21 protein-coding genes are annotated in these 21237 nt (G+C 44.0%); 12 read left to right on the forward strand and 9 right to left on the reverse strand.

Annotated features, from left to right (window positions below; genetic code table 11):
- Together HMPREF2573_RS03360 and HMPREF2573_RS03365 are read right to left on the reverse strand one after the other, a co-directional pair.
- Nucleotides 1-1305 (reverse strand): type I restriction-modification system subunit M (locus HMPREF2573_RS03360; protein ID WP_070472558.1); only part of this gene is annotated, 1305 nt, incomplete at its 3' end.
- A 174-nt stretch (nucleotides 1306-1479) separates the two neighbouring features.
- The gene (locus tag HMPREF2573_RS03365; RefSeq protein WP_003658912.1) at nucleotides 1480-2856 is read right to left on the reverse strand and encodes a diaminobutyrate--2-oxoglutarate transaminase; all 1377 of its coding nucleotides are present in this window, start codon (nucleotides 2854-2856) and stop codon (nucleotides 1480-1482) included.
- Nucleotides 2857-3342: 486 nt separating this feature from the next.
- On the opposite strand from HMPREF2573_RS03365, the gene queE reads away from it, so the two are divergent.
- Together queE and HMPREF2573_RS03375 are read left to right on the forward strand one after the other, a co-directional pair.
- The gene (gene queE / locus HMPREF2573_RS03370; protein WP_070472561.1) at nucleotides 3343-4059 is read left to right on the forward strand and encodes a 7-carboxy-7-deazaguanine synthase QueE; all 717 of its coding nucleotides are present in this window, start codon (nucleotides 3343-3345) and stop codon (nucleotides 4057-4059) included.
- Nucleotides 4060-4168: 109 nt separating this feature from the next.
- The gene (locus HMPREF2573_RS03375; RefSeq protein WP_003657851.1) at nucleotides 4169-4810 is read left to right on the forward strand and encodes a trimeric intracellular cation channel family protein; all 642 of its coding nucleotides are present in this window, start codon (nucleotides 4169-4171) and stop codon (nucleotides 4808-4810) included.
- A 38-nt stretch (nucleotides 4811-4848) separates the two neighbouring features.
- Here HMPREF2573_RS03375 and recJ read toward each other — a convergent pair whose 3' ends face one another.
- Nucleotides 4849-6618, reverse strand: coding sequence for a single-stranded-DNA-specific exonuclease RecJ (recJ, locus tag HMPREF2573_RS03380; protein ID WP_049156123.1), 1770 nt, complete (start codon nucleotides 6616-6618; stop codon nucleotides 4849-4851).
- On the reverse strand, nucleotides 6618-7559 hold the full coding sequence (ispH, locus tag HMPREF2573_RS03385; RefSeq protein ID WP_003658904.1) for a 4-hydroxy-3-methylbut-2-enyl diphosphate reductase: 942 nt from the start codon (nucleotides 7557-7559) through the stop codon (nucleotides 6618-6620). The genes recJ and ispH overlap by 1 nt, the downstream gene beginning before the upstream one ends.
- 166 nt (nucleotides 7560-7725) lie before the next feature.
- Here ispH and gmk point away from each other — a divergent pair, with 166 nt between their 5' ends.
- From gmk to HMPREF2573_RS03420, 7 genes are all read left to right on the forward strand, one after another.
- Nucleotides 7726-8355: a guanylate kinase gene (gmk, locus tag HMPREF2573_RS03390; RefSeq protein WP_003657845.1), complete on the forward strand. Its 630-nt coding sequence runs from the start codon at nucleotides 7726-7728 to the stop codon at nucleotides 8353-8355.
- Nucleotides 8356-8442: 87 nt separating this feature from the next.
- Nucleotides 8443-8715: a DNA-directed RNA polymerase subunit omega gene (gene rpoZ, locus HMPREF2573_RS03395; protein ID WP_003657843.1), complete on the forward strand. Its 273-nt coding sequence runs from the start codon at nucleotides 8443-8445 to the stop codon at nucleotides 8713-8715.
- Between the two features lie 285 nt (nucleotides 8716-9000).
- Nucleotides 9001-11187: a RelA/SpoT family protein gene (locus HMPREF2573_RS03400; protein WP_003662724.1), complete on the forward strand. Its 2187-nt coding sequence runs from the start codon at nucleotides 9001-9003 to the stop codon at nucleotides 11185-11187.
- 95 nt (nucleotides 11188-11282) lie between these two features.
- Entirely contained in the window at nucleotides 11283-11462 is a 180-nt protein-coding gene (locus HMPREF2573_RS03405; RefSeq protein WP_003657840.1) for a hypothetical protein, read from the forward strand.
- A 28-nt stretch (nucleotides 11463-11490) separates the two neighbouring features.
- On the forward strand, nucleotides 11491-11871 hold the full coding sequence (locus HMPREF2573_RS03410) for a RidA family protein (RefSeq protein ID WP_003657838.1): 381 nt from the start codon (nucleotides 11491-11493) through the stop codon (nucleotides 11869-11871).
- A gap of 214 nt (nucleotides 11872-12085) precedes the next feature.
- Nucleotides 12086-12991, forward strand: coding sequence for a Dyp-type peroxidase (locus tag HMPREF2573_RS03415; protein WP_003657836.1), 906 nt, complete (start codon nucleotides 12086-12088; stop codon nucleotides 12989-12991).
- Nucleotides 12992-13001: 10 nt separating this feature from the next.
- Nucleotides 13002-15290: a primosomal protein N' gene (locus HMPREF2573_RS03420; RefSeq protein ID WP_065251793.1), complete on the forward strand. Its 2289-nt coding sequence runs from the start codon at nucleotides 13002-13004 to the stop codon at nucleotides 15288-15290.
- Between the two features lie 18 nt (nucleotides 15291-15308).
- On the opposite strand, the gene HMPREF2573_RS03425 is transcribed toward HMPREF2573_RS03420, so the two are convergent.
- Together HMPREF2573_RS03425 and HMPREF2573_RS03430 are read right to left on the reverse strand one after the other, a co-directional pair.
- Complete coding sequence (locus HMPREF2573_RS03425) at nucleotides 15309-16037, reverse strand: TraX family protein (protein ID WP_003672879.1); 729 nt, start codon at nucleotides 16035-16037, stop codon at nucleotides 15309-15311.
- Between the two features lie 49 nt (nucleotides 16038-16086).
- Nucleotides 16087-17025 carry a DUF2628 domain-containing protein gene (locus HMPREF2573_RS03430; protein ID WP_070472563.1) on the reverse strand — a complete coding sequence of 313 codons (939 nt, stop codon included), beginning with the start codon at nucleotides 17023-17025 and terminating at the stop codon, nucleotides 16087-16089.
- 118 nt (nucleotides 17026-17143) lie between these two features.
- Here HMPREF2573_RS03430 and trmB point away from each other — a divergent pair, with 118 nt between their 5' ends.
- Entirely contained in the window at nucleotides 17144-17974 is an 831-nt protein-coding gene (gene trmB, locus HMPREF2573_RS03435) for a tRNA (guanosine(46)-N7)-methyltransferase TrmB (RefSeq protein WP_070472566.1), read from the forward strand.
- A gap of 113 nt (nucleotides 17975-18087) precedes the next feature.
- Here trmB and ribF read toward each other — a convergent pair whose 3' ends face one another.
- Nucleotides 18088-19059, reverse strand: coding sequence for a riboflavin biosynthesis protein RibF (ribF, locus tag HMPREF2573_RS03440; RefSeq protein ID WP_003657824.1), 972 nt, complete (start codon nucleotides 19057-19059; stop codon nucleotides 18088-18090).
- Nucleotides 19060-19073: 14 nt separating this feature from the next.
- Nucleotides 19074-19712 carry a UPF0149 family protein gene (locus HMPREF2573_RS03445; protein WP_003663202.1) on the reverse strand — a complete coding sequence of 213 codons (639 nt, stop codon included), beginning with the start codon at nucleotides 19710-19712 and terminating at the stop codon, nucleotides 19074-19076.
- 294 nt (nucleotides 19713-20006) lie between these two features.
- Between HMPREF2573_RS03445 and HMPREF2573_RS03450 the strand changes: the two genes are divergently transcribed.
- Nucleotides 20007-20366, forward strand: a complete 360-nt coding sequence (locus tag HMPREF2573_RS03450) for a hypothetical protein (protein WP_003657821.1) — start codon at nucleotides 20007-20009, stop codon at nucleotides 20364-20366.
- 35 nt (nucleotides 20367-20401) lie between these two features.
- Complete coding sequence (locus HMPREF2573_RS03455) at nucleotides 20402-20749, forward strand: cell division protein ZapA (RefSeq protein WP_003657819.1); 348 nt, start codon at nucleotides 20402-20404, stop codon at nucleotides 20747-20749.
- Nucleotides 20750-20821: 72 nt separating this feature from the next.
- On the opposite strand, the gene HMPREF2573_RS03460 is transcribed toward HMPREF2573_RS03455, so the two are convergent.
- Nucleotides 20822-21085, reverse strand: coding sequence for a hypothetical protein (locus HMPREF2573_RS03460; protein WP_228141148.1), 264 nt, complete (start codon nucleotides 21083-21085; stop codon nucleotides 20822-20824).
- Between the last annotated feature and the right edge of the window lie 152 nt (nucleotides 21086-21237).

Raw genomic sequence — 21237 nt, forward strand, 5'->3', positions numbered from 1 at the left:
AATCTGATTGATATGCTCATCGGTCAGTATGTTGTTGTTGGTTTCTTTTTTAAAAATATCACTGGCATCAATAAACTGGGTTTGGTTATCGTGTTTGCTTTTACTCAGTACCAAAATATTGACCGCAATCGATGTCCCAAAAAATAAATTGGGGGCAAGAGCGATGACAGATTCCACAAAGTTATTATCTATCAGATATTGGCGTATTTTGGCTTCTGCCCCACCACGGTAAAAAATCCCCGGAAAGGTAACAATCGCCGCTCTACCCTTGGCAGTCAGATAATGCAAAGTGTGCAAAATAAAGGCAAAATCCGCCTTGGATTTTGGGGCAAGCACACCAGCTGGGGCAAAGCGGTCATCATTGATCAAAGTAGGGTCATCAGAGCCTACCCATTTGATAGAATAAGGTGGGTTTGAGACGATGGCATCAAAGGGCTTGTCATCGCCAAGTTTTGGTTCGGTTAAGGTGTCGCCCAGCTCAATATGAAAGTTATTGTAATTGACATTGTGCAAAAACATGTTCATGCGAGCTAAGTTATAAGTGGTGTGGTTAATTTCTTGCCCAAAAAAACCCTCATCGATGAGATGTTCATCAAAGTGTTTTTTGGCTTGTAGCAGCAGCGAACCTGAACCACAAGCAGGGTCATAGATTTTATTGACTGTTTTTTGACCATATAGGGCTAATTGGGCGATTAATTTGGAGACGCTTTGTGGGGTGAAAAACTCACCGCCTGATTTGCCTGCGTTGGCGGCATAGTTTGAAATTAAAAATTCATAGGCATCACCAAACAGGTCAATTTGATTTTCGCTAAAACGACCAAAATCAAGCTCTGATACGCCTTTTAGTACGGCGGTTAGGCGTTTGTTTTTATCGGCGACGGTGTTGCCCAGACGGTTGGATGTGGTGTCAAAATCAGCAAATAAGCCTTTGATGTCATGCTCAGATGGGTAGCCGTTGGCAGAGGCTTCAATGGCGGTAAAAATCTCTTTTAACTGTGTATTTAGGTTGTCGTTATTGTGGGCATTTTTGGCGACATTGGCAAATAATTGGCTTGGGTAGATAAAGTAGCCTTTGGTTTTGATGGCGTCATCTTTGATTTCGTCTGTGATGATGTCATCGCTAAGTGCTGTATAATCGGTCTGTTCATCATTAAAAAGCTCTGCAAAATGCTCACTGATAAAGCGATAAAACAACGCCCCCAAAACATACTGCTTAAAATCCCAACCATCTACCGACCCCCTGACATCGTTGGCGATTTGCCAGATACGGCGGTGTAGTTCGGCTCGTTGTTGTTGGCTTGTCATGGTACTCTCCATCTGTCAATATAAACTAAATTATTAATAAACAAAATCATAAAAAATGATGCCATCACATTATAGCACAAAAAAACAAGACCCAAATTACTGGGTCTTGTTAAAATGCCTTGTTAAAATCATCAGCGTCAGAGCGGTTGGCATTCACCACTTAACCGCTAAGCGTCAGCCACGCACTGCTTTCACCGCTTCGCCCACCGCCTTTTTAAAGCGAGTGATGACCTGTTCACACTCGTCGGTAGTGATGGTAATCGGACACAAAAGACGCACGACCGTACCGCCACGACCACCACGCTCCAACAGCAGTTTATTATCAAAACAGGCTTTTTGGATGGCGGCGGCAAGCTCACCGTCGGCAGGATATGAACCCATGTGGTCAGCTTCTTGGCGTTCATCCACAATCTCAATACCCATCATCAGACCACACCCACGCACATGACCGATACAAGGGTACTGGCTCGCGATTTTTTGGAGTTCTGTGCGCAAAAACTCACCTTGAATGCGTGCATTGTCTGCCAAATTGTTTTGGCTGATTTGGGTTAATACATTATAGCCTGCTGCCATGGCAAGCTGATTGCCACGGAATGTGCCTGTATGTCCTGCTGGCGACCATGCGTCAAATTTTTTGTTAATGGCAAGCACAGCAAGGGGTAGGCCGCCGCCCACCGCCTTAGACATGACGACCACATCAGGGACAATCTCAGCATGCTCAAAGGCGAACATTTTACCAGAGCGGGCAAATCCTGCTTGTACCTCATCTAGGATAAGCACAATGTCGTGGCGGGCGGTAACTTCACGCACCTTTTGCAGCCATTTTTTGGGAGCAGGGACGACACCGCCCTCGCCTTGGATGGCCTCTAAGATGACAGCGGCAGGCTTGACCACGCCACTTTCAACATCTTCAATGAAGTTTTCAAAATAATAAGTCAAGGCATCCACACCAGCCTCACCGCCCAGCCCCAACGGACAACGATACTCATGCGGATAAGGCAAAAACTGTACGCCTGCCATGAGATTGCCAACCTTTTGTTTGGCGGATAAGTTACCTGTCATGGCAAGAGCGCCATGTGTCATGCCATGATAACCGCCGCTAAATGCGATGACATTATCACGCCCTGTATAAGTTTTGGCAAGTTTAATGGCAGCTTCTGTACCATCTGCCCCTGTCGGACCACAAAACTGCAAAACAAAATCCTTGGGGAAAAATGACAACAGTTTTTCGGTAAACGCATCTTTAATTGGCGTGGTGATATCAAGGGTGTGTAATGGCAAACCGCTGTCTAACACATCTTTGATAGCGTTTATGGTAGCAGGATGATTATGACCTAATGCCAATGTGCCAGCACCTGCCAAACAGTCAAGATACTCATTACCCTCCACATCGGTTACCCAACAGCCTTGGGCTTTGGCGATGGCTAGGGGGAGTTTTCTGGGGTAGCTTCTGACATTAGACTCCATCTGATTTTGACGGGTCAAGTAGTAGTCATTGGTTGCACCATCTTTGGGGGCTGTGGGGGCATGATTTATAGAGTGAACGCTCATATCGGATTACCATCTCAGATAAGGGTTGAAAGAACAAGCATAATTGCTTGACGAAAAAACCCATACTTTTTGTATAGGTTTTGATATATGGGTTTTGGTTGATAACACGGCTTAGGTACTTATTTTAATATTTTAATAACTTGGCAATTCAAATAAGCCCTAAACACAAAATAACCACCAAATAACTATCACTTGGTACGGTTATTTTGCTAAATATGATACACGCTTATAAAAAAATGTAAAGCCTTTTGTTTTTAATGGCGATCATTTGGGCGTGGCTGGCTTTGATATTTGTCATAACAATGCTTGTTTAAATTAAATAGCAAGACAATGATAATTTTTTAAAATGCAGATGATAACTTTTCTATCAAGCCAGTTTGTACCATTTAAGCAGCATGCATCATTGATAATCCATTCGCCATTTATGTAGAGGTTTGGTACAATATCGCATTTTATCACCACTTGACACTTAAAAAGCCAAACATCGTGACCAAAGACACCCTTAGAAATACCAAAATCCCAACCACCGATCCGCAAGCAGGTCTGAAGCTGACAGAGATTTTTTATTCTCTACAAGGTGAAGCGCTGACGGCTGGGCTACCAACAATTTTTATTCGCCTAACAGGCTGTCCTTTGCGTTGTCATTATTGTGATACGACCTATTCTTTTTCAGGCGGTGAGCGTTGGGGGCTTGATGATATCATGACGCATATTGCCCAATATCCTTGCTGGCGTGTCTGCGTAACAGGCGGCGAGCCTTTGGCTCAGCCAAATGCCATTGCATTAATGCATAAACTGATACAGTCGGGTTATGAGGTTAGCCTTGAGACAGCAGGTGCTTTATCGGTTGCTAATGTACCGCCATTGGTCTCAAAAGTCATGGATCTAAAATCACCATCATCAGGCGAGGCTGATAAAAACTTATGGGAAAATTTAGCCCATCTTACCTTGCACGACCAAATTAAAATCGTCATTGCCAACCGCACAGATTATGAATGGGCAAAAAATATCATTGCCAAACACGCTTTAGACGATAAAGTTGGTACGATTTGGCTATCACCCATGTTTAACATCCAAGAAAACACAAGCCACGCACCGAAACTGGCAACCGATTTGGCAGAATGGATTTTAAAAGACGCTCTGCCCGTTCGGTTTGGCTTACAGCTACATAAAATCATTTGGGCAGATGCTAAGGGCAAATAAACGGTAATATGAGCTGTATGATACCGTTAATCACCTTGCCATCTGCCAATCTGTAACGCACGCACGCCCCATTAATTAACCTAGCACCAAATACACCCTCTGACAAACTATGGATATCTTAACCAACTTTCCCACCCAACTGCTCATTTACTCACTTGATATGATTGGTATCAGTGCCTGTGCCATCGCTGCGACAACTTTGGCAATGTATAAGCGGTTTGATTTATTTGGCTGTATCTTAGTTTCAATGGTCAATGCCATTGGTGGCGGTAGCCTGCGTGATATCATACTAGACCGTCATCCGCTGTTTTGGATGACTGATTTAACTTATGTCATACTCATTACAACAACATCCATTATCTGCCAACTGTTTTTTCATCGCCTTGGACACATTGACCGTGCTTTAAAATTTTTTGATGCCATTGGTCTTGCTGTGTTTAGTGTGATTGGCTTAACGGTGGCGTTATCGTTTGATGCCCATCCACTGATTGCCGTGATGATGGCGGTGATGACAAGCATCGCAGGTGGTATCATGCGTGATATGATTTGTAACGAAATTCCTTTGGTTTTACAAAAAGAAATTTATATCAGTGCCAGCATTATCGGTTCTGCTTTGTATTTAGTTTTACAAATGTGGGGATTTGCTGACTGGATAAAACAAGGTCTGGCATTAGTCAGTATCTTTGGGATACGCATGTTGGCACTAAAATTTGATTGGCACTTACCTTCAATTGAGCTTAAAAAATCTTGATAAGATTTGCCCTTTATCCCAAAGATATCCATTTTATGCTAAACAGACAATGCCGCCACACTCATCACCGCCAAGTCCTTAATCACCAGCTGCAGACTTTGGCTGCCTTGCCACTCATTAATATCCAAAGTATACAAAATATGCACGCCAAACGCTCGATAATCCCAACTGTCCGCTTGATAATTAAACCAAATCGCATCAATCGGATATTGCACCCCTGCCATTTTTAGGCTAAGTTTTAGATGTTTATCTTTTAAGATACGATGGTTAATCACCTCAAACTTGCCATCAAAAACAGGCGGTACAAAACCATTGCCCCAAACGCTGATGTTTTTTAATCTATCCACAAAACTTAGGCTAAACTCGTCAGGCAATAACGCTCCATCGGTGAATTTTTGTTCATAAAACACATCATCATCAAAATCCAACAGTACCGCTTGGAGTGCTTGATTAAATCGTTCAAAATCAGCCTTTTGAATGGTCAAGCCTGCTGCCATTGCATGACCGCCAAAATGCTTGATCAAATCAGGATGAGCCAATGCCACGCTTTCAATGACATCACGAATATGTATGCCTGCAATAGAACGAGCTGAGCCTTTGATATCATCTGACTTGCCAACCAATGCGGTATCTGCTGGTGCAAAAACAATGCTTGGACGGTATAATTTTTCTTTTAGGCGACCTGCAACAATGCCGATGACCCCTTGGTGCCAGTCATCTTGATAAAGCACAATGCCTTTAGGCGGCGTCTCATCAAACTCAGATAAACTTTGGACAATGGCAATGGCATCATCTTTCATGCTCATCTCAACATGGCGGCGTGCTTGATTAAGCTGGTTTAGCTTACTTGCCAATCGGTGTGCCTCTCCCCAATCATCAGTAAGTAGACACTCCACACCAATACGCATATTATCCATCCGTCCAGCGGCATTAATCCTAGGTGCGATGGCAAATCCAAAATCATCACTGGTGATGGTCTGATGTTGCCTACCTGCCTGCTCTAAGATGGCTAAAATGCCCACGACGCATCGACCTTGACGGATCAGCTGCAGCCCATGCGTGACCAAAATGCGGTTATTTTTATCCAGCACACCAAGGTCTGCGACTGTGCCTAGAGCAACCAAATCTAAATACTTAGCCACGCTGGCACTGGATTTGCCCAGTTGGCGGCGATGCTTGGCAAGCCTGCCCATCACATAAAACGCCACACCCACACCAACAAGATAGCGACTACCAAAATGACAACCCAACTGATTGGGATTGACCACAGCATCGGCAGGCGGTGATGGTTTGGTGGTCAAATGATGGTCGGTAATCACCACCTTGATCCCCATCTGATGGGCAGTGGCCACACCATCATGGCTTGAGATGCCATTATCCACCGTGATGATTAAGTTTGGGCGATACAATGCAGCACCATGCTCAACAATTTGCGGTGTCAGTCCATAGCCGAACTTAAATCGGTCAGGCACCAAAAAATCCACCAAAGCGCCCATTTGTCGCAGGACACGCACCATCAATGCCGTACTGGTTGCCCCATCACAATCAAAATCACCGACAATTAAAATACGCTCACCTTGGTCAATGGCGGTATCAATGAGCGTAACCGCTGTATCAATACCCATCAAATCTGCTGCCGCAAGCAGCTGGCAGATGTGCGTATCTATTTGGCTGATATCGTGTACACCCCTAGCCTGTAAAACTCGTGCAAGTGTTGATGAGTCCAGCTGATCACGCAGTGCCTGATTGAGTGGCTCGGTCAATCTTGGGCTAAGTGTGAGTGTTTTTTGGGAATCTTGATACACCATCAAACTGCCTTAGTCAGTGATTTTGGCAAACTAAAAGTAACATTTTCTTCGATGCCTGATAGCTCAGTAGGCACATCAGCCCCCCATAATTGCAGTGTATCAAGCACTTCTTGAATGAGTATCTCAGGTGCTGATGCCCCTGCTGTTACACCAACATATGTCACGCCCTCAAACCATGCTTGGCTCATCTGACCAGCATTATCAATCAAATACGCCCGCCTGCCCATTCGCTCGGCAAGCTCACGCAGGCGATTAGAATTTGACGAGTTTGGGCTGCCCACAACCAGCACAACCTCACAATGACGAGAAAGCAATTTAACCGCATCTTGGCGATTTTGGGTGGCATAACAAATGTCATCTTTTCTGGGGGCGTTGATGGCGGGAAATCGGTCTTTGAGTGCATCAATGACATTGGCAGTATCATCCATTGATAGCGTTGTTTGTGTGACAAATGCCAATGACTTATCACGCTCAAAGTCAAGCTTAGCCACATCCTCAACATCTTCAACCAAATGAATGCGACCGCCAAAACTGGTATCAAAACGCCCCATCGTCCCTTCTACCTCGGGGTGTCCTGCATGCCCGATAAGAATGGCGTCCATGCCCCCTTTGGCAAATTTACCCACCTCAATATGCACTTTGGTAACCAGTGGACAAGTTGCGTCAAATACCGTCAAATCACGGCGTTTTGCTTCATCTTCAACCGCCTTTGAAACCCCATGTGCCGAAAAAATGACAATCGCCCCATCAGGCACTTCATCGAGCTCTTCAACAAACACCGCACCTCGGCGTGCCAAATCCTCAACCACAAATTTATTATGAACAACTTCATGACGGACATAAATGGGCGGATTAAAACGGCGTAGTGCTTCATTGACAATCGCAATCGCTCTGTCCACACCTGCACAAAATCCACGAGGATTGGCTAATAATATTTTCATCGTGTTACTCGGTATTTCCCAAAATATCCGCCCATTTTAGCAAATTTTAGCCAATAAACCTAGCCGTTACCCCAAATACATTCGCTGATAAGCTGCCCATCAAAGCGATTATTTTATCCCAAAAATATGCTAAAATAGGGTAATTTATCACTGATAAGGTCATATCATGGCAGGCACGCTTTTTATCATCACCGCCGCATCAGGCACAGGCAAAACCTCACTGGTCAAAGAACTGCTCAAATGTACCAAGGGCTTATGTGTGAGCATCTCGCATACCACACGCCAACCTCGCCCAGGCGAAATTAACGGTATACACTATCATTTTATTGACACCGCAAGCTTTCAGTCATTAATTCAAGCATCTGAGTTTTTAGAATATGCCCAAGTATTTGACCATTATTATGGCACATCAAAACAAGCCGTCATAGATTTATTAGCCCAAGGGATTGATGTCATCTTGGAAATTGATTGGCAAGGTGCATTACAGGTCAAAGCACAATTTGACCAAGCGGTGATGATTTTTATCCTACCGCCCACTCGCCAAGCGTTGGCAGAGCGATTATCAAACCGTGGTCAAGACAGCCAAGAGGTCATCAAAAAACGCTTGGCAGGCTCACTGGATGAAATACGCCAATACGATCAATTTGATTATGTGGTGATTAATGATCGCTTTGAGATGGCGTTAGATGATTTACAAACGATTATTAAGAGCCACCGCCTGACGCTACATGCACAGCAGGCTCGCCATGCTGCTTTGATTGCTGCATTATTTGATGATACGCCAACCTATCCATGAATTGATAAAAATCATCAAAAGGCACTTAAAAAACCCAAAAAAACTTGATATAATACAAAATTCACCATTTAGTTTAAGAGAATATCCATGGCACGAGTAACCATCGAAGACTGTCTAGAAAATGTCGATAATCGTTTTGAGTTGATTTTGGTGGCAAGCAAGCGCGCCCGCCAACTTGCCAATGGTAAAGTTGAGCCAACGGTCGCCGTTGATAACGACAAGCCAACTGTACTTGCATTGCGTGAAATCTCAGCAGGTCATGTCAGCCGTGCGATCTTAGATGAGCCTGATGAGGACTTATTCCCAAAGTCAAATCAATCCTACGAAATCACACCTGAGCAGCTAGGCAATACCCTATAATCTGCTTAAGTTCCCAAAGCCATGAGCCATATTTGTTCATGGCTTTTTTTAGTTCATATTGATTTATATTGATTTGTCATCTGATTTTAGAGATATCATACCCGCCATATTTATTCATAACAACTTATTCATTTATAAAAATCTTAAAATTAATCAATTCAATGGTAAAGATATTGACAACACCCCTACAAAGTGCTTTATTATAGAGCGTAAGTTACGGGGTTAACCCAAATAAGCCAAGTCATTTTTTAGCCATTGATCAAAGTGAATTTGTACGAGCCATCTATGCCAGACAGCCAAGACCTTACAACACCGACCAATCTTAGCCACCCGCTTGTGGATGAAGCTCGTGACAGCCTGATGCGTGCCGTCGCCTATCTAAAGCCTGATGAGCGTGCCGATGTTTTGCGTGCCTGCCATTTTGGGGATGTCGCCCACATCAAAGACAAACGAAAATCTGGCGAGCCTTATATCACACACCCCATCGCTGTGGCGGAGATTTTGGCAGGCTTTCGCTTAGATCGTGACACCATCGTTGCTGCCATTTTACATGACACCATCGAAGATACCGAGGTGACCGATGAGATGGTCACACAAGAATTTGGCCAAATGGTCGCTCAACTTGTTGATGGCGTGACGAAGCTTAAATCCTCAGGCATGAGCAAGCAACAAAGCCAAGCCGCCACTTTTCATAAAATCTTGACAGCCACCTTATCCGACCCACGGGTTTTGATTATCAAGCTATCCGACCGCTTGCATAATATGTCCACGCTCGATGCTGTCAGCGAAGAAAAACAAAAACGCACCGCCAAAGAAACACTGGATTTTTATATTCCTTTTGCACGCCTGATGGGGCTTAACAGCATTGCAGATTATATTGAGCTATTATGCTATCGCAATTTAAACCCTGATATGTACAACAAATTTACAGATAAATTATTACAGCATGGATTGGGGCGTAATTTTCAAAAAACCGAAATTAGCACTTATCTACAAAGTCTGCTGTCGCATCTGAATTTGGACGGTCATGTACAAGTCCTTGATAACCGTACTGCAATGTATCGGCAGTTTTTTAAAAATCGTGGTCAAATCAGCCAATTAATTCGCCAATATGATTTTGAGGTTATCTTAAAAGATATTGAAGCTTGCGACACGCTGGCCACTTATTTGATTCAAAAATACCAAATTGGCAATCACCAAATCCATGATAACATTCGCAAACCTTTAGCAGGTGGCAATCAGTCTTTAACCTTATTTTATGACCGTGATTATAATCACATTAAAATTACATTAATGACACGCCGCATGCAAGAGGCTGCTCGGCTGGGTATCATCAGTAATGACCGAGCTGGCGTCAGTCAGTCAGTCATCCAAGCCAGCCTTCGGAATATGCAAGATTTGGCAAATGCTGGTAAAGCAGAGGGTGATGATGCCCATGTTGTCATCATTGAGGAGTTAATTAGCTATCTGCACGAGCGAAAAATTGTCTGTTACAGCCCAAAGGGTCGTGCCTATGAGCTACCTCGTGGCTCAACGGCGTTGGATTTTGCCTATGCGGTTGGACCTGCCATCGGGAACATTGCTACGGGTGCTGACATTAATCATAAGCATGGTAAGCTTGGGCTAGTGCTGGCTGATGGTGATATTGTGAGCATTGACACGGATAAAAATGCCACACCACGCGCCGAATGGCTCGGCTTTGTCGCTACCAACAAAGCCCGAAATGAGATTTTAAAATTTCTAAAGCATCTGCCTGAAGACCAAAAGATTCATTATGGCAAGCAAGCACTAGACCGTGCCTTAAGCACTTATGGTAAAAGTATCACTGATTTAACAGATGATGATTGGACTGATATTCTAAAATGGCGTGGTATCAGTACGCCTGATGAGCTATTTATGCAACTATCAACAGGCATGCTATTGCCACAGCTTGTGGTTTCTCGTTTATTTAGTGAAGAGATTGATACGGCTGATGACCATGAAATTACTCGCTCTAAACATCTGCTGGCAGGCATCAAAGGCGTGGAGGTGGATTTTGCACGCTGCTGCAATCCGATTTATGGCGATACCATTGTTGGGCATTTGTCTCGCCAAGGTTTGGTTGTGCATCGTCATAAGTGCTATTCTTTACAAGCAATACGCACCGATACACCTTACCAAATCATTCACCTAGATTGGAAATCTGATCAATCTTTACAAAATCAACCTGATGCGCTGCGATTCCCTGCCATGCTGCGTATTTATGCCAGTTTAAACGAAGAGCAAATCAGCCAAGTCATTTATGAAATGCGTGTGCTGAATATCGGTGTTGAGCAAACACACATCAAAACAGATACCAAGTCAGACCAAAGCAGTAAAGTCGGCACAACAACGCTGCACATTGTGGTACGCTCACGCTCTCATTTGGCAGAGGGCATCGAAAAATTACGCACATTGCTTGGCTATCCAAACATCATGCGACTGTATCAATGATGATTAAGCTACCTAAAACGCTTGAATTTTGATGGTAAAATGGTCTATTATAATAGGCATAATAATAGTCACTTCAGTCAAAATAAGGATGTCTTATGTGCTGTAAAATCGACCTTAATAGCCAAAAAGACGCTGCACATTTTCTTGGTAAAGTTGAACCGACCCTATTGCCAAAAACAGCGGACAATGTCGCACCTTCGAACACCGTCTATACTGGCGAAGCGATGAGCCTATTTGATAAACTTGTTGCCTATTTTCGCACCAAGCACATCTAATGCATCTATTTTGGGATTTTTAAATATCATGAGCAAACAAATCATTCATACAGACGACGCACCTGCCGCTGTTGGTACCTATTCTCAAGCGGTCAAGGTTGGCGATACCATCTATATCTCTGGACAATTAGGTCTTGACCCAAAAACCATGACGCTCAAAGAAGGCTTTAAGGCACAAGCCGAGCAGGCTATGGATAATTTACAAGCCATTGCCAAGGCAGCAGGTGGCAGCTTGTCTGATGTGGTCAAATTCAATGTCTCGCTGACTGATTTGTCGGATTTTGCGACACTTAATGAAGTTTTTGATGCCTGTTTAAATGCCCCATATCCTGCCCGTGCTGCTGTTCAGGTTGCTGCACTGCCTAAAGGTGGCGTGGTTGAGATTGAAGCTATCTTACATTTGTCATAAGCGGTATGTTAGTCTTTGGTCAACAAGCCTTTGGACATCCAAGGGCTTTGTGTTTTAGCACCCAAAAGTGCCGCCCCATCTGAAATAAGCACCAAATTTTACATTCATTATTAATTCATTATTAATTCAGTATTAATTCATTCATAGTTAATTAATTGACTTAAAAAATGAATGAAATTGTTTAAAAATTCATTGATATCATATAAGGTCATCTATGTCTAAAACGCCACAATCTGCCATCATTCCCGACCATTGCCGTGCTGGCATCTTTATGGAGGGTGATTTTATCACCAACAACACGGCAACCATCGCAGATGCCTGCCGCCAAGCTTTGCACACTTTAAATGAGCTACAAGCCAAATTTACTGGCGAATCTTTAGGTCTGACTATTGGCTTTGGTGCACAAGCTTGGCAACGCTTTGGCTATACCAAAGAAGGCGGTCAAATCAAACCATTTCGCCCATTGGGTAATGGTCTGGCACCTGCCACGCAGCATGATGTGATGTTTCATATTCAGTCAATGCGTCATGATATTAATTTTAGCCTAGCAAAAGAATTGGTAGCGATATTTAAGGATATCGTCCAAATTCAATCAGAAACGCATGGCTTTCGCTGGGTAGAAAACCGTGGCTTAGAAGGCTTTGTAGATGGCACTGAAAACCCCCAAGATGATGCCGTGAGTGGCGTGGCTGCCATCGCTGATGGTGATGATGCTGGCGGTAGCTATGTGCTTTTACAAAAATACCGCCACGACTTGAATAAATGGGATAAGTTACCTGTGTGCGACCAAGAAAATTCTATTGGCCGCTCAAAAGTTGATAATATTGAATTTGATAAAGCCAAACGCTTATCAGATTCTCATTTGGGTCGCACCAATCTTAAGGAAGATGGTAAGACTTTGGAAGTGGTACGCAGGAGCCTGCCTTTTGGCACAGTGACTGGCGAACATGGCTTAATGTATATCGCTTATGCAGCACGGCTATGGAATATTGAAGCTCAGCTACTTAGTATGTTTGGCGAGACCGATGGTAAGATTGATTTGCTGCTTAAGCATGTCAGTACGGCGGTTTCGGGTGCTTATTATTACGCACCTTCGGTTGAACGCTTAGAAAATCTATAACTTGCCGACCATGACCACAAGCCCACAGCAGACGCCAAAATTAGTTGCCCAAGTGGCACTGGCAGTACCTGTGGCTGATTTTTTTGATTATTTATGCCCCAGTCATCTGCCCTTGCCCAAAATCGGTGCCAGAGTGCTGGTTTATTTTGGGGCTAGGCGGCTGATTGGTGTTGTCATTGGACTGATTGACGCATCCGACAGTCTTATCGCACCTCATAAGCTTAGACCTATCAAACAATTGATTGATGATGACGCTATCATTGATGATGAATTGCTCAAACTGGCGAGCTGGCTGTCTTCTTATTATCATCACCCCTTAGGCGATGTCTATTGTGTGATGCTGCCGACACTCATCAACCAAGGCAAGCCCATATACGCCAAGCAGCGATATTACAAGGCCATCTGTGATGATACGGCCATCGATCAGTTGCCAAAAACTGCCAAAAAACAACGACAAATTTTAACACATCTGATGGCATATCCAGCAGGTCTTGGGACTGACAAACTTCGCCAAATCGGTGCAACACGCTCTGCACTTGATGGTCTTATCAATAAAGGTCTTGTCATCACTGATGAGCATATACCGCCCAACAAACAGCCACCACCAGTACAACTCAAAGAACCTAAGCTTGATGCCAATGACGAACAACAGATTGCCTTGGATGCCATTAAGACCGCCAGTGATTTGGGGCAGTATCAAGGGTTTTTGTTGGATGGCGTGACAGGTTCGGGTAAAACGGAAGTTTATCTACAAGCCATGCACCATGTGCTAGACCAAGGCAAACAGGTGCTGATACTCGTACCTGAAATTGGGCTAACGCCCCAAACCAAGGGCAGATTTGCCTCACGCTTTCATGCCAATATCTGCGTGTTACACTCCAAGATGAATGACACCGAACGCCTTCAAGGTTGGCAGGCGTGTCGTTTGGGTCACGCACAAATCATCATCGGTACACGCTCAGGTATCTTATATCCTTTTGCAAATCTTGGCATGATTATTATTGATGAAGCGCACGATGCGTCATATAAGCAACAAGATCATCTTCGCTATCATGCCTGCGATGTGGCGATGATGCGTGCTTTATTTGCCAAGATTCCAATCATTTTAGGAACTGCCACGCCAAGTCTTGAGCAGCTCAAACTCATCCAAGATGGCAAATTAACACCACTCACCCTAAAAAATCGTGCAGGCGGTGCTCAGGCGGTTCGTATGCATTTGGTGGATATGCGATTGGGTCGCTCTCATGCTCAGCATCTCGATGGGACAATCAGCGATACCGCTTTTGTACCCAAGACAATTCAGGCGATGCGTCATTGCTTGGCCAAAGGTGAACAGGTGCTTGTTTTCTTAAATCGTCGAGGTTATGCACCGATTTTAATTTGCCGAAGTTGTGGTCATCAAGCCAATTGCCCCAATTGCGATGCACATTTGACCGTTCACAAAAAAAGCGTACAGCCCATGCATGGTGAACTACGCTGCCATCACTGCGGCTATCGTGCGTCCATACCGATAACCTGCCCTGAATGCCACAGCCCTAATATGGACAGTTTTGGTGCAGGCACGACCCGCCTAGTTGAGCAACTACACGCATTATTTGCCAATCCACAAGTCAGCCACACAACCTATCCGATTTATCAGATCGATAAAGATACCATGCAAAAAAAAGATGCATGGACTCAGATGACCAAAAATATCAATACTAACAGACCTGCCATTTTGGTGGGAACACAAATGATTGCCAAAGGTCATCATTTTGAAAATGTTACGCTTGTGGTCATTGCCAATGCTGATTTGGGATTTTTATCGGCTGATTTTCGCTCGCCTGAGCACACCGCACAGCGTATCATACAGGTGGCAGGTCGAGCAGGTCGTGCCAAAAAGCCAGGCAAAGTCCTAATCCAAACCTTACAGCCTGATAATACCCTGCTCACTCAGCTTGTGCGTCAAGGTTATCACGCCTTTGCCCACGAACTATTACACGAACGATCGCAGTTGGGATTACCACCTTTTAGCCATGCCGTACTCATTCGTGCCGAAAGTTTACACCATCAGCAAGCAAAAGATGCCATCATCGCTGCCAAAGGATTGATACCAGCCAATCACCCTTTTGCCATCAATGCACCCATCGATGCACCCATGACCAAAAAAAATAACCGCTATCAGGTACAGATGCTCATCTTGGCAAAAACTCGCCCGCCCTTGCATGAATTTTTGCAGACATGGTGGCCATCAGTACAGTCACTACCAAGCAGTAAAGCGGTACGCATGAGTATCGACATTGACCCAATGGGCTGGTGATTGCAAAATTTTGTACAATCAGACAGTCTGGGCCAAACAAACAAGCATCAATAAATGTATGGGATAAAAAAGATAGAAAAAATATCGGCCACCCAGCCTGCGCCCCTGCTGGCCTGTGTGATAATAAATCAGTGGTAACGCAAAAAACATACCCACATTCATCCACCCAAGACCGACCGTCAACGCCCACCCATAAATCAAATAATGTGCCAAAGGGACGCTTAGGGCATAAGCGGTAAGTTGTAAGAGTTTGTCATGTTTAAAAATTTCAAACACCATCACCCACATCACCATCGCCGCCCCATACTCCCCAATCTCTGCAATCATCGCCATCGCCAGCACACCAAGCACCCGAAGCGTCATAGGTACGCTCATCTGCCAAATCATTAATGCCGCCAAGCTGGCAGCTAAGCTAAATAGTACATTACCCCAAAGCACTTGTGTGACAATATCGACACTGCCAATGACATATTGAAACGCCATAAAAATCGGCTGCGAGAGAACAGCAAAAGCCAAAAGACGCCCCAAGTACGCCCATTGATTCTGCGTATGACATAGCCCCATCACCAAAAAATACGCCATCATCGGTGCAACCAAACGCCCCACCGTGTGCATGATCTCAGCGGTCATGCTGTAAGTTGCCACAAACACCCAACCGATGTGGTCAATGAGCATGGCGATAAGCGTGATGAGTTTTAGGTGAAAAGTTGTCAGCTGCAGCTGATTGGTAGCGGTATCATCTGCCATATTCGGTTCATTGTTCACTGATTTGATCTTGGTCATACAAGGTTAATGATTAGCCAATACACCGTTTGGGGGTTTGTTTTTTTGATAAAGAGGTTTGGCATCGCCATACCAATCCATGTTGGGTAGGCGTACTGTATATTGTCAAAGTTCGCCCTTTTAGATAGCTAAGTGGATAAGATGCCTTTAAAACGGTCGCAACGACAGCACATTTGGTATTAATACCATCTGCTTGTGTCACCACTTGGATATCAGCACGATGATGTGTGCTGGTGACAGGTAAATTGACTGGGCATTGACCTGTGTTCGCCATAATCACATCCACACGCTTAACCACCGCATTGGCTTCGCTATAGACATCAAACAAAAGCTTTTGCTCAGCTTGTTTGATATACATCGGTACAAACTGCCCGACGATGATTGATAAAATTAGCCCAAATATCGCAAATGCCACCGACAAACCAAGCAAGCTTACACCACCTTCACGCCTAAGATGCTGTTTTTGTGCAGCTTCATCTCGAGGGTATAGCTCTAGAGCATCTGCAATTTCTCGGCGAGCCGTGCGATAATAATACGCATCCGCCCAGCGTGCGACCATGCCCGACCAAAATACCCAAACCGCAAGACCAATCAAAATACGCATAGGCCACTGCATGCCATCTGCCAAAAATCCAATCAATGCATATTCTGCCACTGCCAAGATGATGACAATATTAACCTTAATAAATGACCAGCCTGCCACACAATACACCACGCAATCTAAGTAACGCTTACGATACAGCAGCCAGCCAAATGTCATAAAAAATGCCGCCCAATGCCATTTTGCGTGTAACCGACCCACTCGATCAAACTCAGCAAATCGTCTCAAATAGTACGCTTGGGAGCGATGACCAATAAACCATCGATCCAATCGGGTGCGTTCATCATCACTCAAATGACTTTGATAAAATGGTGGTGGCGTTGTATCTTCTAAAAAAGGTAGGCGAAACATGGCAACTCTTTGGTTAAATGCGATGAACAGCGACTAAAAAACCAAGCTGTTAGCTTGTGGTTAGGTCAGTTATTCTTTATAATGACCGTTTTTAATATTAGCTATTGTACGCCCTTTTATGACAAATTCAACACCCCAAGATGCCCAAAATGTCTTGGCAAACGCTCAATCTCTACAAGCCATTGACAAAGACGAAATCAGCACCCGCCTTGCCAAATTGGCACAAACACCTGAGCAGTTTCGTAAAATTAATACCTTTATGAAGCGTCGCTCACACATGAGCCAATATCATGAACACGCCTTATTAGACGCTCATTTTCGGTATCTTTATGTCAATCCAACCGATGAGCTTGGCAAGCTTGGCGATATCTCAGCAATCAGAGATTTACGAGTTTTATTTACAGATACGCCCAATGGCAGTGATGCGTCTTTGGTGCTTGAAATTGGCTTTGGCATGGGCGATAGCTTGTTTGAGATGGCTAAAAACTCGCCCACAACCAATTTTGTTGGCGTTGAAGTTCATGAACCTGGTATTGGGCGTTTGGTGGCGTTGGCAGATGAAGCAAAACTTCACAACCTAAAAATCATCAATGGTGATGCTGTGGCGTTACTGGATAATCTACCCCCGCAACATTTGGACACCGTTCAGTTGTATTTTCCTGACCCTTGGCAAAAAAAACGACATTATAAACGCCGCTTTGTGACGCATGACCGCATGGCAAAAGTCGCTCGTGTGCTAAAATCTGGGGGTAAGTTTCATGCGGCAACCGACTGGGAGCATTATGCGTTTTGGATGCTTGAGGTGCTAGATGGTATGCCTGAATTTATCAACAGTTGTGAAAAGGGTAACTTTACGCCACGCCCTGACTTTCGCCCTTTGACCAAATTTGAAAAGCGTGGCATCACCCATGGTCATGGCGTTTGGGATTTGATTTATCTAAAAACCTAAAAAGTGGGGTAATCAAACGATATCAATCAAGCAGCTAAGTTTTGGCTGCTTTATGCTGATGACTGTGGCGGTATTGGGTGCGTTATTGCATATGTTTTATTCAATAAAGAACGCTACCCTTGATCATCTCGCCACGCAAGCAAAGCCACCACATCGTTGGTAATGCCTGCCTTTAGGGCATCAACACCATCATAATGCCGTTCACCATGCAAAAAATGCGTAAACACCACCCAAAGCGTCACGCCATATAGCTCACCGTTAAAATCAGGTAAATGCACCTCAAGTCGCCACTGTTTACCGCCCACACTGGGGCGTAATCCGATGCTAACGGCACCAAATAAACTGCCCTGTTTTAGACCCATCACACCACCTTGACCCAGCGATGCCCAATCCAAACGCACGCCATTTTGATAGGCGATGACATCGGCAGCAAAAATGCCATGTAGTGCAGGCTTTAGACGCCCCAAAGACACATTTGCTGTTGGAAAATCCAATGTTCGCCCAATCTTATCGCCATGCTCGACCACGCCAGTTATGCCATAAGAGCGACCCAACATAGATTTGGCAGCGTTTAAATCACCGACCGCCAAAGCTTGACGCACCAAAGATGAGCTGATGCGTACGCCATTTTGGGTGATGCTGGGCAAATTATCTACGCTAAATCCTGCAGCTTGCAAAAATGCTTTGTCGCCAACACGATCTTGACCAAAACGAAAATCATCACCAAGCACAAGATGGCTCACATTTAAGCTGTGCAAAAGATCAACAAACGCCGCCGCTGATAATGAACGAAATGCATCATCAAAACTTGCCACAATCAGATATTGAACGCCCAATTGCGTGATTTGCTCTGCTTTTTCGGTCAAATTGGTCAATCGAGCTGGTGGATTATCAGGCGAAAAATATTCTCTAGGCTGTGGCTCAAATACCATCACCGCAGGTAACAAACCCATCGCTTTGGCATCATCAGCCAGTGCTGATAATAACGCTTGATGACCCAAATGAACGCCGTCATAATTACCGATGGTCAAGGCAAGTGGTGGCAGTGTCGGTAAATGATGGCTGTCTAAAAAAATGATTTGCATGAAAAATATATCGCCTATTGCTTGCTTGCCATCACATCAATGACTGGCACCGCCAACTTTTCTGATGCAAGCTCATTGGCTGTCTTCGCTTCAGGCGGCAGACCTTTTAATAATGCCAAGTTTTTGACATCTTGACGCTGACGAACAGCCAAGCTGACAGGCACCATGCGAGCAAACTCAAATAACTGTAGCCACATCTCCTCACCGCCCTCTAGACTTTCTTCATCATCCAAGCGAATGGCGGCAATCTCCATCAAAGTACCAATCAGCTCGTTTTCATCTGCACTTAATGTCACACCCGCCACACCGATGCCAGTGATATAACCGCCCGCCCAGTCTTTGAGTGCCAAAACACGCTCATACAACTCATGCTCATCATCAGGTACTAAGGGTTCATAGCCATATGCGTCATCTTTATCTTTGAGTGCAAAGCTGACATCTTCGGCATAGTCAGTCAACAGCTCAAGTGCCGATTCACTAGGTATCCCAAAGCTCATTTCTTCTAATAAACGCACCCAACCATCGGTATCGGGTGCATGACACACAGTCATGATGCCAGTCATAATGCCATGCAACTCACTGATCGATATGTCTGTCCAGTCACCAAATGCTGACACCCAATCATCCCAACCTGATAAATAATCTGTTGCCATAGTTTGCCTTTATTCGTGTGTTGTTGACATCAGTTAACCCTTAAGGCTCATCAAACCTTTGTCAAAAATTGTTAAAATTTACCTTTAAATAATCGCTCAAAAAAAACAGAGTATTATAACACAGACATGCCAGTTTATGCGCGTGTTTTGATTAAACCATGATGATATCTAAAAACTTTTTAATATCATAATGACCAACTTTTATGTAATTTTTACAAAAAATTTGACAACACAATCCAAAGCCATGCTAAGATAAGCTTAGCTAAATTTTGTTTGATCAACTTAGGATATCTTATGTTAGCTCAATTACAAGCCTTAGAGCAGACGATCATCGCCATGAAAAAGCAATATGCGGTTACCGCAACCGAACTTGCCAATCTCAAACAACGCATCGCCAATGACGATAGTGCCAAACAAATCGAAACACTACAAGCCAAGCTTAATCAGGCATTGGTTGATATTGATCATCATAATAACCGTGTGGATGACCTGCAACAAACCCAAAATGCCCTAGAACAGCAAGTTGATGAGCTTTATCAAGCCAATCGAGCGTTAATCACCCAAAATCAAGATTTAAAAGACAAAAACGCCTTGGCCATCTCACGCGCTGAGGTGATTCGTGATTGGCTGTCAAAAATTGATCGCTCCAACTAGATGCGTTCATTCAACAGTTTTGTTAAGGAATCATTATGAGTCAAGACACCCAAAATTCACCATCATCGGCCATCATCGCCAAAGAAGAATTTCGCCCAATTGATATCAGTATCGCAGGTACGCCGCATCGGATTGTCTGCCCAGTCGACGAAATTAAAAACCTAGAGCATGGGGCTGAATACATCAACCACAAAATCCGTGATCTACGCCGTGAAATCAAACACAAAACACCGACCAATGAAGAGTTTTTGGTGCTGGTTTGTTTGGAGCTGTATGATGAAGTACAAGCCCTAAAAACTCAAATCACCAAGACCGATGACGAAAAAGCCAAAGTCGCCGCCATGATAGATAAAATCAATCAACAAGCACGCTCGATGCTTTGAGTCAAACATATCAAAAACGGTAGCATAAAAACTACCGTTTTTGATGTTAACCCAAAAGCTATCAATCATTAATCATTGGTAAATTTTCTTTTGGATGAGTATCGGCATAAGATTTGAGATGGTCAGCATTACAAAAAACCGTTCATTAGGCTGTTTTTCGTTCAATAAAATACCACGATAGGTTGCCAACGCATGCCCACAGTAGTGGCAATGCCGCACGCTTGTATCATCGCCTTCTTTGGGGAAGAACGCTTTGGGTGGCTTAGGATACATAAATTTCAAAAACAGCCACATGACCACACTGATGATGATAATATTTAAAATAAAAGCAAACATAAACGCCAATTCACCACTAATTTTTAGAAACCTAAGATTACTATACCACAAAGTTTGGGGGTTTATGCTATACTATTTGCAGGTTTGTCAACGATTTTGATAAGCCAGAATGTTTGGCGTATTTGCCACTTTTACAAAATTTGTTTATGAAA

Origin of the sequence: Moraxella sp. HMSC061H09 (assembly GCF_001809255.1) — a bacterium.
In the GTDB taxonomy this organism is placed as follows: domain Bacteria; phylum Pseudomonadota; class Gammaproteobacteria; order Pseudomonadales; family Moraxellaceae; genus Moraxella; species Moraxella catarrhalis.